This is a genomic window from Neisseria sp. MVDL19-042950 (genome assembly GCF_030504625.1).
Lineage (GTDB): Bacteria > Pseudomonadota > Gammaproteobacteria > Burkholderiales > Neisseriaceae > Neisseria.
The window spans coordinates 43227-55802 of record NZ_JAUKWH010000014.1 but is presented as its reverse complement, the minus strand read 5'-3'; the positions used below and the strand labels follow the sequence as shown (position 1 = coordinate 55802).

At 40.5% G+C, this 12576-nt stretch carries 27 protein-coding genes; all 27 read left to right on the top strand.

Annotated features, from left to right (window positions below):
- Positions 1-62 precede the first annotated feature (62 nt).
- Positions 63-374, top strand: coding sequence for a 30S ribosomal protein S10 (rpsJ, locus tag Q0X97_RS10735; RefSeq protein WP_002642322.1), 312 nt, complete (start codon positions 63-65; stop codon positions 372-374).
- A gap of 143 nt (positions 375-517) precedes the next feature.
- On the top strand, positions 518-1162 hold the full coding sequence (rplC, locus tag Q0X97_RS10730) for a 50S ribosomal protein L3 (protein WP_302067392.1): 645 nt from the start codon (positions 518-520) through the stop codon (positions 1160-1162).
- Complete coding sequence (rplD, locus tag Q0X97_RS10725; protein ID WP_302067393.1) at positions 1162-1782, top strand: 50S ribosomal protein L4; 621 nt, start codon at positions 1162-1164, stop codon at positions 1780-1782. Before rplC ends, rplD begins: the two co-directional genes overlap by 1 nt.
- The gene (rplW, locus tag Q0X97_RS10720; RefSeq protein WP_197697455.1) at positions 1779-2093 is read left to right on the top strand and encodes a 50S ribosomal protein L23; all 315 of its coding nucleotides are present in this window, start codon (positions 1779-1781) and stop codon (positions 2091-2093) included. Before rplD ends, rplW begins: the two co-directional genes overlap by 4 nt.
- A 5-nt stretch (positions 2094-2098) precedes the next feature.
- Entirely contained in the window at positions 2099-2932 is an 834-nt protein-coding gene (gene rplB / locus Q0X97_RS10715) for a 50S ribosomal protein L2 (RefSeq protein ID WP_085356006.1), read from the top strand.
- Positions 2933-2937: 5 nt separating this feature from the next.
- A complete protein-coding gene (gene rpsS, locus Q0X97_RS10710) occupies positions 2938-3216 on the top strand; it encodes a 30S ribosomal protein S19 (protein WP_002215422.1) in 279 nt (92 codons plus the stop codon).
- Positions 3217-3224: 8 nt separating this feature from the next.
- On the top strand, positions 3225-3554 hold the full coding sequence (gene rplV, locus Q0X97_RS10705; protein WP_302067394.1) for a 50S ribosomal protein L22: 330 nt from the start codon (positions 3225-3227) through the stop codon (positions 3552-3554).
- A gap of 9 nt (positions 3555-3563) precedes the next feature.
- Entirely contained in the window at positions 3564-4265 is a 702-nt protein-coding gene (gene rpsC / locus Q0X97_RS10700) for a 30S ribosomal protein S3 (RefSeq protein WP_302067395.1), read from the top strand.
- The gene (gene rplP / locus Q0X97_RS10695) at positions 4249-4665 is read left to right on the top strand and encodes a 50S ribosomal protein L16 (RefSeq protein ID WP_302067396.1); all 417 of its coding nucleotides are present in this window, start codon (positions 4249-4251) and stop codon (positions 4663-4665) included. Before rpsC ends, rplP begins: the two co-directional genes overlap by 17 nt.
- On the top strand, positions 4665-4856 hold the full coding sequence (rpmC, locus tag Q0X97_RS10690; protein WP_302067397.1) for a 50S ribosomal protein L29: 192 nt from the start codon (positions 4665-4667) through the stop codon (positions 4854-4856). Before rplP ends, rpmC begins: the two co-directional genes overlap by 1 nt.
- A complete protein-coding gene (gene rpsQ, locus Q0X97_RS10685; RefSeq protein ID WP_302067398.1) occupies positions 4856-5119 on the top strand; it encodes a 30S ribosomal protein S17 in 264 nt (87 codons plus the stop codon). The genes rpmC and rpsQ overlap by 1 nt, the downstream gene beginning before the upstream one ends.
- Before the next feature lie 234 nt (positions 5120-5353).
- Positions 5354-5722: a 50S ribosomal protein L14 gene (gene rplN / locus Q0X97_RS10680; RefSeq protein WP_002215434.1), complete on the top strand. Its 369-nt coding sequence runs from the start codon at positions 5354-5356 to the stop codon at positions 5720-5722.
- A gap of 13 nt (positions 5723-5735) precedes the next feature.
- Positions 5736-6059, top strand: coding sequence for a 50S ribosomal protein L24 (rplX, locus tag Q0X97_RS10675; RefSeq protein WP_302067399.1), 324 nt, complete (start codon positions 5736-5738; stop codon positions 6057-6059).
- 9 nt (positions 6060-6068) lie between these two features.
- Positions 6069-6608, top strand: coding sequence for a 50S ribosomal protein L5 (rplE, locus tag Q0X97_RS10670; protein WP_302067400.1), 540 nt, complete (start codon positions 6069-6071; stop codon positions 6606-6608).
- A gap of 2 nt (positions 6609-6610) precedes the next feature.
- Positions 6611-6916, top strand: a complete 306-nt coding sequence (gene rpsN, locus Q0X97_RS10665) for a 30S ribosomal protein S14 (RefSeq protein ID WP_302067401.1) — start codon at positions 6611-6613, stop codon at positions 6914-6916.
- A 14-nt stretch (positions 6917-6930) separates the two neighbouring features.
- A complete protein-coding gene (gene rpsH / locus Q0X97_RS10660; RefSeq protein ID WP_302067402.1) occupies positions 6931-7323 on the top strand; it encodes a 30S ribosomal protein S8 in 393 nt (130 codons plus the stop codon).
- A gap of 11 nt (positions 7324-7334) precedes the next feature.
- Positions 7335-7868 (top strand): 50S ribosomal protein L6, encoded by a 534-nt coding sequence (gene rplF / locus Q0X97_RS10655; RefSeq protein ID WP_302067403.1) that lies wholly within the window; start codon positions 7335-7337, stop codon positions 7866-7868.
- Between the two features lie 13 nt (positions 7869-7881).
- Positions 7882-8235 (top strand): 50S ribosomal protein L18, encoded by a 354-nt coding sequence (rplR, locus tag Q0X97_RS10650; RefSeq protein ID WP_302067404.1) that lies wholly within the window; start codon positions 7882-7884, stop codon positions 8233-8235.
- An 18-nt stretch (positions 8236-8253) separates the two neighbouring features.
- Entirely contained in the window at positions 8254-8772 is a 519-nt protein-coding gene (rpsE, locus tag Q0X97_RS10645) for a 30S ribosomal protein S5 (RefSeq protein WP_302067405.1), read from the top strand.
- A complete protein-coding gene (gene rpmD, locus Q0X97_RS10640) occupies positions 8765-8950 on the top strand; it encodes a 50S ribosomal protein L30 (RefSeq protein ID WP_302067406.1) in 186 nt (61 codons plus the stop codon). Before rpsE ends, rpmD begins: the two co-directional genes overlap by 8 nt.
- A 1-nt stretch (position 8951) precedes the next feature.
- Positions 8952-9386 (top strand): 50S ribosomal protein L15, encoded by a 435-nt coding sequence (rplO, locus tag Q0X97_RS10635; protein ID WP_302067407.1) that lies wholly within the window; start codon positions 8952-8954, stop codon positions 9384-9386.
- A gap of 13 nt (positions 9387-9399) precedes the next feature.
- Positions 9400-10713 (top strand): preprotein translocase subunit SecY, encoded by a 1314-nt coding sequence (secY, locus tag Q0X97_RS10630; protein WP_302067408.1) that lies wholly within the window; start codon positions 9400-9402, stop codon positions 10711-10713.
- A gap of 7 nt (positions 10714-10720) precedes the next feature.
- Positions 10721-10939 (top strand): translation initiation factor IF-1, encoded by a 219-nt coding sequence (infA, locus tag Q0X97_RS10625; protein WP_003684714.1) that lies wholly within the window; start codon positions 10721-10723, stop codon positions 10937-10939.
- Between the two features lie 18 nt (positions 10940-10957).
- The gene (rpmJ, locus tag Q0X97_RS10620) at positions 10958-11071 is read left to right on the top strand and encodes a 50S ribosomal protein L36 (RefSeq protein WP_003697674.1); all 114 of its coding nucleotides are present in this window, start codon (positions 10958-10960) and stop codon (positions 11069-11071) included.
- A gap of 65 nt (positions 11072-11136) precedes the next feature.
- On the top strand, positions 11137-11499 hold the full coding sequence (rpsM, locus tag Q0X97_RS10615) for a 30S ribosomal protein S13 (protein ID WP_085390841.1): 363 nt from the start codon (positions 11137-11139) through the stop codon (positions 11497-11499).
- An 18-nt stretch (positions 11500-11517) separates the two neighbouring features.
- The gene (gene rpsK / locus Q0X97_RS10610) at positions 11518-11913 is read left to right on the top strand and encodes a 30S ribosomal protein S11 (RefSeq protein WP_002216249.1); all 396 of its coding nucleotides are present in this window, start codon (positions 11518-11520) and stop codon (positions 11911-11913) included.
- Positions 11914-11933: 20 nt separating this feature from the next.
- Complete coding sequence (gene rpsD / locus Q0X97_RS10605; protein WP_302067411.1) at positions 11934-12554, top strand: 30S ribosomal protein S4; 621 nt, start codon at positions 11934-11936, stop codon at positions 12552-12554.
- Positions 12555-12576 lie beyond the last annotated feature (22 nt).

Below are 12576 nucleotides of genomic sequence, written 5' to 3'. Positions count from 1 at the left end.
TGGTGTGGTTTCTTCTGTTATCGCTTAATCTTAATGGTCTTAATAGAAGGGTACTTAAATAAATGGCTAATCAAAAAATCCGCATTCGCTTGAAAGCATATGACTACAGCCTGATTGACCGTTCTGCACAGGAAATCGTAGAAACGGCAAAGCGTACAGGTGCTGTCGTAAAAGGTCCAATTCCGTTGCCTACTAAAATTGAGCGTTTCAATATTCTTCGTTCTCCTCATGTAAATAAAACTTCACGTGAGCAGTTAGAAATCCGTACACATCTTCGCTTGATGGATATCGTAGATTGGACAGATAAAACAACTGATGCTCTCATGAAATTGGATTTGCCTGCAGGTGTTGATGTTGAAATTAAAGTACAATAATTTACGCCAAATTAAAAGATTTTCTTGATTTAATTTAGAAAAATATTGTATAGTAATGGACTTGGCAATTTTGCCAAGTCCATTTTTGTGTAATTAATGGCTGATCAATCGTAATCAGCCCCTTTGTTCATAAGGAAAAAATCATGACTTTAGGTCTGGTTGGGCGCAAAGTTGGCATGACACGCGTGTTTAACGAACAGGGTGCTTCTGTTCCGGTAACCGTGTTGGATATGTCTGCTAACCGCGTCACTCAAGTGAAATCCAAAGATGCCGACGGCTATGCAGCAGTACAGGTTACCTTTGGTCAGAAAAAAGCAAATCGCATCAATAAAGCCGAAGCTGGTCACTTTGCAAAAGCAGGTGTTGAGGCAGGTCGCGGTTTGATTGAATTTGCTTTAACTGAAGAAAAGCTAGGCGAGCTGAAAGCCGGCGATCAAATCGCTGTTGATATGTTTGAAGCTGGTCAGCTGGTAGATGTAACCGGCACCTCAAAAGGTAAAGGTTTCTCTGGCACGATCAAACGCCACAATTTTGGTGCGCAACGTACTTCTCATGGTAACTCGCGTTCACACCGCGTTCCCGGTTCTATCGGTATGGCTCAAGATCCTGGTCGCGTATTCCCTGGCAAGCGCATGGCCGGTCAATATGGTAACACCAAATCTACTGTTCAAAACTTGGAAGTAGTGCGTGTAGATGTTGAGCGTCAGCTGCTGCTGGTTAAGGGTGCTGTTCCCGGTGCGGTAAACAGTGATGTTGTGGTGCGTCCTAGCGTGAAAGTAGGTGCGTAATGGAATTAAAAGTAATTGATGCTAAAGGGCAGGTGTCGGGCAGCTTGGCTGCTTCTGATGCGTTGTTTGCTCGTGAATACAATGAATCTTTGGTTCATCAGTTGGTTACTGCATTTTTGGCTAATGCCCGTTCAGGTAATCGTGCACAAAAAACACGTGCAGAAGTTAACCACTCAACCAAAAAACCATGGCGTCAAAAAGGTACAGGCCGCGCCCGTTCAGGTATGACTTCTTCTCCGCTGTGGAGAAAAGGTGGTCGCGCGTTCCCTAACAAACCGGATGAGAACTTTACTCAAAAAGTAAACCGCAAAATGTACCGTGCCGGCATGGCAACCATTTTGTCTCAGTTGGTTCGTGACGAACGTTTGTTTGTTATTGAGACGCTTAACGCACAAACGCCTAAGACCAAAGAATTTGCTGAACAAGTGAAAAACTTAGGTCTGGAGCAAGTTTTGTTTGTAACTAAGCAGTTGGATGAAAATGTTTATTTGGCTTCGCGTAACCTGCCTAATGTGCTGGTTTTGGAAGCTCAGCAAATTGATCCGTATAGCTTGCTGCGTTACAAAAAAGTAGTCATTACTAAAGAAGCAGTAGCGCAGTTAGAGGAGCAATGGGTATGAATCAACAACGTTTAACACAAGTGATTTTGGCTCCTGTTGTTTCTGAGAAAAGTAACCTGTTGGCAGAAAAACGCAATCAGATGACTTTCAAAGTATTGCCTAATGCAACTAAACAGGAAATTAAGGCTGCTGTGGAGTTTTTGTTTGGTGTAGAAGTTGCTTCTGTGACTACTGTTACCACTAAAGGTAAAACCAAACGCTTCGGTCGTACCATTGGTCGCCGCAGTGATGTTAAAAAAGCTTATGTAAGCTTGGCTGCCGGGCAAGAATTAGATTTGGAAGCCGCTGCTGCAGCTGCAGATAAGGAATAAGTGACATGGCTATTGTAAAAATGAAGCCAACCTCTGCTGGTCGCCGCGGCATGGTTCGTGTAACCACTGAAGGTTTGCATAAAGGTGCTCCATACGCTGCACTGCTGGAAAAGAAAAATTCTACTGCTGGTCGCAATAATAATGGTCATATTACTACCCGTCACAAAGGCGGTGGGCATAAACACCATTATCGTATCGTAGACTTCAAACGTAATAAAGACGGTATCCCTGCTAAAGTAGAGCGCATTGAATACGATCCAAACCGTACTGCGCATATCGCATTGTTATGCTATGCAGATGGTGAACGTCGTTACATCATTGCTCCGCGTGGTATTAAAGCTGGTGCGGTATTGGTTTCTGGAGCTGAATCTGCAATTAAAGTAGGTAATACTCTTCCGATTCGTAATATTCCTGTTGGTACTACAATTCATTGTATTGAGATGAAGCCTGGTAAGGGTGCTCAAATTGCCCGTTCTGCTGGTGCATCTGCGGTATTGTTGGCTAAAGAAGGAATCTACGCTCAAGTACGTTTGCGTTCAGGTGAAGTTCGTAAGATTCATGTGGATTGCCGTGCCACTATTGGTGAAGTCGGAAATGAAGAGCAAAGCCTGAAGAAAATCGGTAAAGCTGGTGCAAACCGCTGGCGCGGTATTCGTCCGACTGTTCGAGGTGTTGTCATGAACCCTGTAGATCACCCGCATGGTGGTGGTGAAGGACGCACTGGTGAAGCTCGCGAACCTGTTAGCCCATGGGGTACACCTTCTAAAGGCTACCGTACTCGTAATAATAAACGCACGGACAATATGATTGTTCGCCGCCGTTACTCAAATAAAGGTTAATTAATATGGCTCGTTCATTGAAAAAAGGTCCATATGTAGACCTGCATTTGCTGAAAAAAGTAGATGCGGCTCGTGCAAGTAATGATAAGCGCCCGATTAAAACTTGGTCGCGTCGTTCTACTATTTTGCCCGATTTTATCGGTCTAACCATTGCTGTCCATAATGGACGTACTCATGTTCCTGTTTTTATCAGTGATAATATGGTTGGTCATAAATTGGGTGAGTTCTCATTGACCCGTACCTTTAAAGGCCATTTGGCTGATAAAAAGGCTAAAAAGAAATAAGGTGAATCATGAGAGTAAGTGCACAACATAAAAATGCCCGCATCTCTGCGCAAAAAGCTCGCTTGGTGGCAGATTTGATTCGTGGTAAAAACGTTGCCCAAGCTTTAAATATCTTGGCATTTAGCCCTAAAAAAGGCGCTGAGCTTGTTAAGAAAGTGCTGGAATCTGCAATCGCAAATGCAGAACATAACGAAGGTGCTGATATTGACGAGTTGAAAGTGGTGACCATTTTTGTTGACAAAGGTCCAAGTTTGAAACGTTTTCAAGCTCGTGCCAAAGGTCGTGGTAACCGCATTGAAAAACAAACTTGTCACATTAATGTGACAGTAGGTAATTAAGGAAAAGCTATGGGACAAAAAATTAATCCTACCGGCTTTCGCTTGGCAGTAACTAAAGACTGGTCTTCAAAATGGTTTGCTAAAAGCAACGAATTTTCGACTGTATTGAAACAAGATATTGATGTCCGTAATTATTTGCGTAAACGGTTGGCAAATGCTTCTGTAGGCCGAGTGGTTATCGAACGTCCTGCTAAATCCGCGCGCATTACCATTCACTCGGCTCGACCAGGGGTTGTGATTGGTAAAAAAGGAGAAGATATCGAAGTATTAAAACGTGACTTGCAAGCCCTGATGGGGGTTCCTGTTCATGTTAATATTGAAGAAATTCGTAAGCCTGAGCTGGATGCGCAAATTATTGCCGATGGCATTGCGTCTCAGTTGGAAAAACGTGTCATGTTCCGCCGCGCTATGAAACGTGCAATGCAAAATGCAATGCGTGTTGGCGCAAAAGGTATCAAAATCATGACTTCAGGTCGTTTGAATGGTGCTGATATTGCTCGTAGTGAATGGTATCGTGAGGGCCGTGTTCCTCTGCATACATTGCGTGCTAATGTCGATTATGCTACTAGTGAGGCGCATACAACTTATGGCGTTTTAGGTCTGAAAGTTTGGGTTTACACAGGTGAAGGAAATGAAAAAACTTCACCAGTAAAATCCGAACAAGAAAAGAAACAGAGAAAGGCAGGTGGTCGTCATGCTGCAGCCAACTAGACTTAAATACCGTAAACAGCACAAAGGGCGTAATACAGGAATTGCTACACGTGGCAACAAAGTTAGTTTTGGTGAGTTTGGGCTAAAAGCCATTGGTCGTGGTCGCTTGACAGCGCGTCAAATTGAAGCAGCACGTCGTACAATGACTCGTCACATTAAACGTGGTGGCCGCATTTGGATTCGAGTATTCCCTGATAAACCGATTACATCTAAGCCTGCAGAAGTTCGTATGGGTGGCGGTAAAGGTTCTCCTGAATACTACGTTGCCGAAATTCAACCGGGTAAAATGTTGTATGAAATGGATGGAGTTCCTGAGGTTTTGGCTCGTGAAGCATTTGAACTTGCATCTGCTAAACTGCCTATTCCCACGGTATTTGTAGTAAGACAGGTAGGTCAATAATGAAAGCGAATGAATTAAAAGACAAATCTATTGAGCAATTAAATGCAGATTTGCTTAATTTGTTGAAAACTCAATTTGGCCTACGCATGCAAAATGCTACTGGTCAATTAGGTAAATCTAGCGAGTTGAAACGTGTACGTCGTGACATTGCTCGTATTAAGACCATTCTAACTGAAAAGGATGCCAAGTAATGAGCGAAGCAAGAAATGTTCGTACTTTGCAAGGCAAAGTTGTTAGTGACAAAATGGATAAAACAGTAACTGTTTTAGTGGAACGCAAAGTTAAACATCCGCTTTATGGTAAAATCATCCGTCGTTCGACTAAAATCCATGCTCATGATGAGCAAAATCAATATGGTGTTGGTGATGTGGTAGTTATCGTAGAAACTCGGCCATTGTCAAAAACCAAATCTTGGGTAGTAAGAGAGCTGGTGGAAAAAGCACGTGCTGTTTAAATTTTGATACAGTATAGTTGCTTATAAAGAAACGAAGTCTTGCAGCAAAGGGGATTTGCATGTAAACTTCGTTTCTTATCTTTCAATTTCTCTTTGAAAGTTTCTTCCCTTCGGGATCCAAGACTGGTTTGCTAGAACCTTATTGTAGGTTTCAGAATTGGTTTGCAATAATTAAAAATTATTGTAGACCATCTGAAAAGGGTAAATTAAGTTGGTTTATTTAAAGGTAATAACATGATTCAGATGCAGACCATCTTAGATGTGGCTGATAACTCTGGTGCCCGTCGTGTGATGTGTATCAAAGTTTTAGGCGGATCTAAGCGTCGCTATGCTTCGGTTGGCGACATTATTAAAGTTGCAGTTAAAGATGCGGCTCCTCGTGGTCGTGTGAAAAAAGGCGATGTATATAACGCTGTTGTGGTGCGTACAGCTAAAGGTGTTCGTCGGCCTGATGGTGCGTTGATTAAGTTTGATAATAATGCGGCTGTATTGTTAAATAACAAACTTGAACCTTTGGGGACTCGTATTTTTGGTCCGGTTACTCGCGAGTTGCGTACAGAGCGCTTTATGAAAATTGTTTCATTAGCACCTGAGGTTTTATAAGGATATAACGGCGATGAACAAAATTATTAAAGGCGATCAAGTAGTAGTTATTGCCGGTAAGGATAAAGGTAAGCAGGGTCAGGTTTTAAGAGTTTTGGGTGATAAGGTTGTCGTGGAAGGCGTGAATACTGTAAAACGCCATCAAAAACCTAATCCTTTGCGCGGTGTTGAGGGTGGCATCATTGTAAAAAATATGCCTTTGGCTATTTCAAATGTGGCTATTCTTAATCCTGAAACAAATAAAGCAGACCGTGTGGGTATTAAGTTGGTAGAAAGTGAAGGCAAGGTAAAACGTGTTCGCTTCTTTAAATCTAACGGCTCTGTTATTGGTGTATAAGGAGGTAGTATGGCTCGTTTGAGACAGTTTTATAACAATACTGTGGTTCCTGAGTTAATGAAGCAGTTTGGTTATAAGTCAATTATGGAAGTGCCTCGGATTGAAAAAATTACCTTGAATATGGGTGTTGGTGAGGCTGTTGCTGATAAAAAAGTAATGGAGCATGCAGTTGCAGATTTGGAAAAAATTGCAGGTCAAAAACCTGTTGTAACAGTTGCTCGTAAATCGATTGCAGGTTTTAAAATTCGTGATAACTATCCAGTAGGTTGTAAAGTGACTTTACGTCGCGATCAAATGTTCGAATTTTTGGATAGATTGGTTACTATTGCGTTGCCTCGAGTTCGTGACTTTCGTGGTGTAAGTGGTAAATCATTTGATGGCCGTGGTAATTACAATATGGGTGTTCGCGAACAAATAATTTTTCCAGAAATTGAATATGATAAGATTGACGTTTTGCGTGGTTTAAATATTACGATTACTACTACTGCTAAAACAGATGAAGAAGCAAAAGCATTATTATCATTATTCAAATTTCCGTTTAAAGGATAATCATGGCTAAAAAAGCACTTATTAATCGCGAATTGAAACGCATTGCATTAGCGAAAAAATATGCCGCTAAACGTGAGGCCATTTTTGCTGTTATCAATGATACAAATTCTTCAGATGAGGAACGTTTTGAAGCGCGTTTAAAACTTCAGGCGATTCCCCGTAATGCTGCTCCAGTTCGTCAACGTCGTCGTTGTGCATTGACTGGTCGTCCCCGTGGCACCTTCCGTAAATTCGGTTTGGGTCGTACTAAAATCCGTGAAATTGCTATGCGTGGTGAAATTCCAGGTGTTGTTAAAGCTAGCTGGTAATAGGAGTAATAATTATGAGTATGCATGATCCTATTTCCGATATGTTGACTCGTATCCGAAATGCGCAACGTGCAAATAAAGTTTCCGTTGTTATGCCTTCTTCTAAACTGAAGTGTGCAATTGCAAAAGTTTTGAAAGAAGAGGGTTATATCGAAGATTTTGCAGTTTCCGCTGATGTGAAACCTGTATTAGAAGTTCAATTGAAATATTACGCAGGGCGTCCAGTAATTGAGCAAATTAAGCGTGTTTCTCGACCTGGGTTGCGTATTTATAAAGCTTCAAGTGAAATTCCTAGTGTAATGAATGGGCTGGGTATTGCAATAGTGAGTACTTCTAAAGGTGTAATGACTGATCGTAAAGCTCGCTCTGAAGGAGTGGGTGGTGAGTTATTATGCATTGTTTCCTAGTGGAGAATATTATGTCACGCGTAGCTAAAAACCCAGTGACTGTTCCTGCTGGGGTTGAAGTCAAATTTGGAACAGATTTGTTGACCGTCAAAGGTAAAAATGGTGAGTTGTCACTTCCATTGACATCTGATGTGGCTATTGAATTAAATGATAACCAATTGATTTTTAATGTAAAAAATAATACTAAGCATGCTAGTGCTATGTCTGGTACTGTGCGTGCATTAGTTAATAATATGGTTAAAGGTGTTTCTGAGGGTTTTGAGAAGAAACTGCAGTTAATTGGTGTTGGTTATCGTGCGCAGGCTCAAGGCAAAATATTAAATTTATCTTTGGGTTTTTCTCATCCGATTGTCTATGAAATGCCTGAAGGCATTTCTGTTCAGACACCTAGTCAAACAGAAATTATTTTGACAGGTGCTGATAAACAAGTTATTGGGCAAGTTGCTGCTGAAATTCGTGCTTTCCGTTCACCAGAGCCTTATAAAGGTAAAGGTGTTCGTTATGTAGGCGAAGTAGTAGTAATGAAAGAAACTAAGAAAAAATAATTGAGGTTTACTCATGGATAAACATATAACCCGACTCCGTCGTGCTCGTAAAACTCGTGCACGTATTGCGGATTTAAAAATGGTTAGATTGTGTGTGTTCCGTTCAAATAACCATATTTATGCTCAGGTTATTAATGCGGAAGGCAATCGAATCTTGGCACAAGCCTCTACTTTGGAAGCAGAGGTTCGTAATAACTTGAAATCAAGTAGTAATGCTGAAGCTGCTGCTGTAGTAGGTAAGCGTATTGCTGAAAAAGCAAAGGCTGTCGGTATAGAAAAAGTTGCTTTCGATCGTTCTGGTTTTCAATATCATGGTCGTGTGAAAGCTTTGGCTGAAGCTGCACGTGAAAATGGTTTAAGCTTCTAAAAATTTCGGAGACTTGAGATGGCAAAACATGAAATTGAAGAACGCGGTGATGGTTTTATTGAAAAAATGGTCTCCGTTAATCGTGTAACAAAAGTAGTTAAAGGTGGTCGTATTATGGCCTTTTCTGCTTTGACTGTGGTTGGTGATGGTGATGGTCGTATTGGTATGGGCAAGGGGAAATCCAAAGAAGTTCCTGTTGCAGTACAAAAGGCAATGGATCAAGCTCGTCGCTCTATGATTAAAGTACCATTAAAAAATGGTACCATTCATCATGAAGTAATTGGGCGTCATGGTGCTACTCGCGTATTTATGCAACCAGCAAAAGAAGGTAGCGGCGTAAAAGCAGGTGGTCCAATGCGTTTAGTGTTTGATGCAATGGGTATTCATAATATATCTGCTAAAGTTCACGGATCTACTAATCCATATAATATTGTGCGTGCTACTTTGGATGGATTAGCAAAATTATATACTCCGTCTGATATTGCTGCTAAACGTGGTTTGACGGTTGAAGATATTTTGGGAGCCAACAATGACTGAGCAGAAGAAAATTAAAGTAACCTTAGCTAAGAGTTTAATTGGTACTCTTCAATCTCACCGAGCTTGTGCTCGTGGTTTGGGTTTACGTTACCGTGAGCATACAGTAGAAGTATTGGATACTCCTGAAAATCGAGGCATGATTAATAAAATCAGCTACCTTTTGAAAGTGGAGGTGTAAAATGTATTTGAATACTATTCAGCCTGCTGAAGGCGCTACACATATCAAACGTCGTATAGGTCGTGGTATCGGTAGTGGTTTAGGTAAAACAGGTGGTCGTGGTTATAAAGGACAAAAAAGCCGTTCAGGTGGGTTCCATAAAGTAGGTTTCGAAGGAGGACAAATGCCTTTGCAACGTCGTCTTCCTAAGCGTGGTTTTAAATCATTGTCGTCTGCTAACAACGTAGAGGTTCGTTTAAGTGAACTGGCATTAGTTGCTGTGGATGAAATTGACCTATTGGTCTTGAAACAATCAGGGTTGGTGGCTGCTAATGTGCTGAATGTTAAAGTAATTGCTTCTGGTTCTATTGAGAAGGCAATTATTTTAAAGGGTATAAAAGCTACTAAAGGTGCTAGAGCTGCTATCGAAGTTGCAGGTGGAAAAATAGAAGAATAAGGCTTGAATTAAAGTGGCTAATCAACAATCTTTATCAGGACTGACAAAGTTGGGTGACTTAAGAAAGCGTTTGCTGTTTTTGTTGGGTGCATTAATTGTTTTTCGTATTGGTGCACATATTCCTGTACCAGGTGTTGATGCAATTGCCTTGGCTAAACTATATGAAAGCGCCAGTAGTGGTATTCTAGGCATACTGAATATTTTTTCTGGGGGATCGCTAGAGCGCTTTAGTATATTTGCTATTGGTATTATGCCTTATATTTCAGCATCAATTATTGTTCAATTAGCCTCAGAAATTCTTCCTTCTTTAAAGGCTTTAAAGAAGGAAGGTGAAGCTGGACGAAAAATTATTACAAAATATACTCGTTACGGTACGGTTTTATTGGCTATTCTCCAAAGCTTTGGTGTTGCCACTTTTGTTTATCAGCAGAATATTGTAGTTGTTGCTCAATTAGAGTTTTATATTTCAACAGTAGTTTGTTTGGTAACTGGTACCATGTTTTTAATGTGGCTGGGTGAGCAGATAACTGAGCGTGGGGTAGGTAATGGCATTTCTTTAATCATTACTGCAGGTATCGCAGCGGGTATTCCGTCTGGAATTGCTCAACTACTGACATTAATCAGTCAGGGCTCTATGAGTATGCTTACAGCTATCTCAATAGTGGTAGGGGCATTATTACTTGTTTATGCTGTTGTATATTTTGAAAGTGCTCAACGTAAAATACCAATTCATTATGCTAAGCGTCAATTAGGGCATAGAGTGGTTCATGGACAAAATACTCACATGCCTTTTAAGTTAAATATGGCAGGGGTAATTCCTCCTATTTTTGCTTCTAGCATTATTTTATTCCCATCTACATTATTGAGTTGGTTTGGTTCTGGGAACGTAGATAGTTGGTTGCATAAGGTTTCTGGTTTATTACAGCATGGTCAGCCTATTTATATTTTATTATTTGCAGCTTCTATTATATTTTTCTGTTATTTTTATACAGCTCTAGTATTTAGTCCTAAGGAAATGGCAGAAAACTTAAAAAAAAGTGGTGCATTTGTACCTGGCATAAGACCAGGAGGACAAACATCTAGGTATTTGGAAAAAGTGGTATTAAGGTTAACTTTTTTTGGAGCTTTATATATTACTATTATTTGTTTAATTCCAGAGTTTTTGACTACTGCATTGAATATTCCTTTTTATTTAGGAGGCACCTCTTTACTCATTATTGTGGTTGTTACTATGGATTTCAGTACTCAAATTGCATCATATCGGATGACCCAGCAGTATGAACATTTAATTAAGCAACCTGATATGAAATCATTATCACGTAAGTAAAAAAATTATGGCTAAAGAAGATACCATACAGATGCAGGGAGAGATTCTTGAAACCTTGCCAAATGCAACCTTTAAAGTAAAGCTTGAAAATGACCATGTTGTTTTAGGGCATATTTCGGGGAAAATGCGAATGCATTATATTCGTATTTCTCCTGGAGATAAGGTAACTGTTGAGCTAACTCCGTATGATTTGACTCGTGCACGCATTGTGTTTCGAGCAAGATAAATTAAGAAAGGAAATAAAATGCGTGTGCAACCTTCTGTAAAGAAAATTTGCCGTAACTGCAAAATTATTCGTCGTAATCGTGTAGTTCGTGTAATTTGTACTGATCCTCGTCATAAGCAACGTCAAGGGTAGTTTGTATTTCATTTAGATTTGATTTTGTGGTATAATGACAAAATTTTGCCCGTAAAGGAAAAAATATGGCTCGTATTGCAGGGGTAAATATCCCTAATAATGCCCATATCGTAATTGGTTTACAAGCTATTTACGGTATCGGTTCTACTCGTGCTAGATTAATTTGTGAGGCTGCAAATATTGCGCCAAGTATCAAAGTAAAAGATTTAGACGAGTCTCAGTTAGAAGCTTTGCGTGAGCAAGTTTCTAATTATGAAGTAGAAGGCGATCTACGTCGTGAAGTAACAATGAGTATTAAACGTTTGATGGATATGGGTTGTTATCGCGGTTTTAGGCATCGTCGTGGATTACCTTGTCGTGGTCAGCGTACTCGCACTAATGCACGTACTCGTAAGGGTCCGCGCAAAGCAATCGCCGGTAAAAAATAATTTTTAAGGATTTGATTAATGGCTAAAGCAAACACAGCTTCACGTGTACGCAAGAAAGTACGTAAAACCGTGAGTGAAGGTATTGTGCATGTGCATGCATCTTTTAATAATACCATCATAACTATTACCGATCGTCAAGGCAATGCATTATCTTGGGCTACCTCTGGCGGTGCTGGTTTTAAAGGTTCTCGTAAAAGTACACCTTTTGCTGCTCAAGTGGCAGCGGAAGCCGCTGGTAAAGTTGCCCAAGAGTATGGCGTTAAAAATTTAGAAGTTCGTATTAAAGGCCCAGGCCCAGGCCGTGAATCTTCTGTACGTGCGCTCAATGCTCTTGGATTTAAAATTACTAGCATTACCGACGTTACCCCGTTGCCTCATAACGGTTGCCGTCCACCTAAAAAACGTCGTATTTAATATTTGGAGTGATTTAAGATATGGCACGTTATATTGGCCCAAAATGTAAATTGGCACGTCGTGAAGGTACAGATTTGTTTTTAAAGAGCGCACGTCGCTCTTTAGAATCGAAATGTAAAATGGATTCTGCTCCTGGTCAGCATGGTGCTAAAAAGCCTCGGTTATCAGACTATGGTTTGCAGTTGCGAGAGAAACAGAAAATTCGTCGTATTTATGGTGTTTTAGAACGCCAATTCCGTCGTTATTTTGCTGAAGCAGCGCGTAGAAAAGGTTCTACAGGTGAGTTGTTATTGCAACTTTTGGAATCTCGCTTGGATAATGTAGTATATAGAATGGGATTTGGTTCTACTCGTGCAGAGGCACGCCAATTGGTATCTCACAAAGCAATTCTTGTTAATGGTCAAGTAGTAAATATTTCTTCTTATCAAGTTAAAGCAGGCGATATTGTAAGCGTTCGTGAGAAGGCAAAAAAACAAGTCCGAATTCAAGAAGCATTGGGACTGGCAACACAAATTGGTTTACCTAGCTGGGTTTCAGTTGATGTAAACAAAATGGAAGGTGTATTTAAAAATATGCCTGATCGTTCAGAATTGACTGGCGATATTAATGAACAGCTGGTGGTAGAGTTTTACTCTAAATAATACTAGCTCAGTGAGGGACAGT

What these genes read in the sequence shown, in the direction of transcription:
- rpsJ (WP_002642322.1), top strand. Translation starts at nt 63, where the DNA reads ATGGCTAATCAAAAAATCCGCATTCGCTTGAAAGCATATGACTACAGC.
- rplC (WP_302067392.1), top strand. Translation starts at nt 518, where the DNA reads ATGACTTTAGGTCTGGTTGGGCGCAAAGTTGGCATGACACGCGTGTTT.
- rplD (WP_302067393.1), top strand. Translation starts at nt 1,162, where the DNA reads ATGGAATTAAAAGTAATTGATGCTAAAGGGCAGGTGTCGGGCAGCTTG.
- rplW (WP_197697455.1), top strand. Translation starts at nt 1,779, where the DNA reads ATGAATCAACAACGTTTAACACAAGTGATTTTGGCTCCTGTTGTTTCT.
- rplB (WP_085356006.1), top strand. Translation starts at nt 2,099, where the DNA reads ATGGCTATTGTAAAAATGAAGCCAACCTCTGCTGGTCGCCGCGGCATG.
- rpsS (WP_002215422.1), top strand. Translation starts at nt 2,938, where the DNA reads ATGGCTCGTTCATTGAAAAAAGGTCCATATGTAGACCTGCATTTGCTG.
- rplV (WP_302067394.1), top strand. Translation starts at nt 3,225, where the DNA reads ATGAGAGTAAGTGCACAACATAAAAATGCCCGCATCTCTGCGCAAAAA.
- rpsC (WP_302067395.1), top strand. Translation starts at nt 3,564, where the DNA reads ATGGGACAAAAAATTAATCCTACCGGCTTTCGCTTGGCAGTAACTAAA.
- rplP (WP_302067396.1), top strand. Translation starts at nt 4,249, where the DNA reads ATGCTGCAGCCAACTAGACTTAAATACCGTAAACAGCACAAAGGGCGT.
- rpmC (WP_302067397.1), top strand. Translation starts at nt 4,665, where the DNA reads ATGAAAGCGAATGAATTAAAAGACAAATCTATTGAGCAATTAAATGCA.
- rpsQ (WP_302067398.1), top strand. Translation starts at nt 4,856, where the DNA reads ATGAGCGAAGCAAGAAATGTTCGTACTTTGCAAGGCAAAGTTGTTAGT.
- rplN (WP_002215434.1), top strand. Translation starts at nt 5,354, where the DNA reads ATGATTCAGATGCAGACCATCTTAGATGTGGCTGATAACTCTGGTGCC.
- rplX (WP_302067399.1), top strand. Translation starts at nt 5,736, where the DNA reads ATGAACAAAATTATTAAAGGCGATCAAGTAGTAGTTATTGCCGGTAAG.
- rplE (WP_302067400.1), top strand. Translation starts at nt 6,069, where the DNA reads ATGGCTCGTTTGAGACAGTTTTATAACAATACTGTGGTTCCTGAGTTA.
- rpsN (WP_302067401.1), top strand. Translation starts at nt 6,611, where the DNA reads ATGGCTAAAAAAGCACTTATTAATCGCGAATTGAAACGCATTGCATTA.
- rpsH (WP_302067402.1), top strand. Translation starts at nt 6,931, where the DNA reads ATGAGTATGCATGATCCTATTTCCGATATGTTGACTCGTATCCGAAAT.
- rplF (WP_302067403.1), top strand. Translation starts at nt 7,335, where the DNA reads ATGTCACGCGTAGCTAAAAACCCAGTGACTGTTCCTGCTGGGGTTGAA.
- rplR (WP_302067404.1), top strand. Translation starts at nt 7,882, where the DNA reads ATGGATAAACATATAACCCGACTCCGTCGTGCTCGTAAAACTCGTGCA.
- rpsE (WP_302067405.1), top strand. Translation starts at nt 8,254, where the DNA reads ATGGCAAAACATGAAATTGAAGAACGCGGTGATGGTTTTATTGAAAAA.
- rpmD (WP_302067406.1), top strand. Translation starts at nt 8,765, where the DNA reads ATGACTGAGCAGAAGAAAATTAAAGTAACCTTAGCTAAGAGTTTAATT.
- rplO (WP_302067407.1), top strand. Translation starts at nt 8,952, where the DNA reads ATGTATTTGAATACTATTCAGCCTGCTGAAGGCGCTACACATATCAAA.
- infA (WP_003684714.1), top strand. Translation starts at nt 10,721, where the DNA reads ATGGCTAAAGAAGATACCATACAGATGCAGGGAGAGATTCTTGAAACC.
- rpmJ (WP_003697674.1), top strand. Translation starts at nt 10,958, where the DNA reads ATGCGTGTGCAACCTTCTGTAAAGAAAATTTGCCGTAACTGCAAAATT.
- rpsM (WP_085390841.1), top strand. Translation starts at nt 11,137, where the DNA reads ATGGCTCGTATTGCAGGGGTAAATATCCCTAATAATGCCCATATCGTA.
- rpsK (WP_002216249.1), top strand. Translation starts at nt 11,518, where the DNA reads ATGGCTAAAGCAAACACAGCTTCACGTGTACGCAAGAAAGTACGTAAA.
- rpsD (WP_302067411.1), top strand. Translation starts at nt 11,934, where the DNA reads ATGGCACGTTATATTGGCCCAAAATGTAAATTGGCACGTCGTGAAGGT.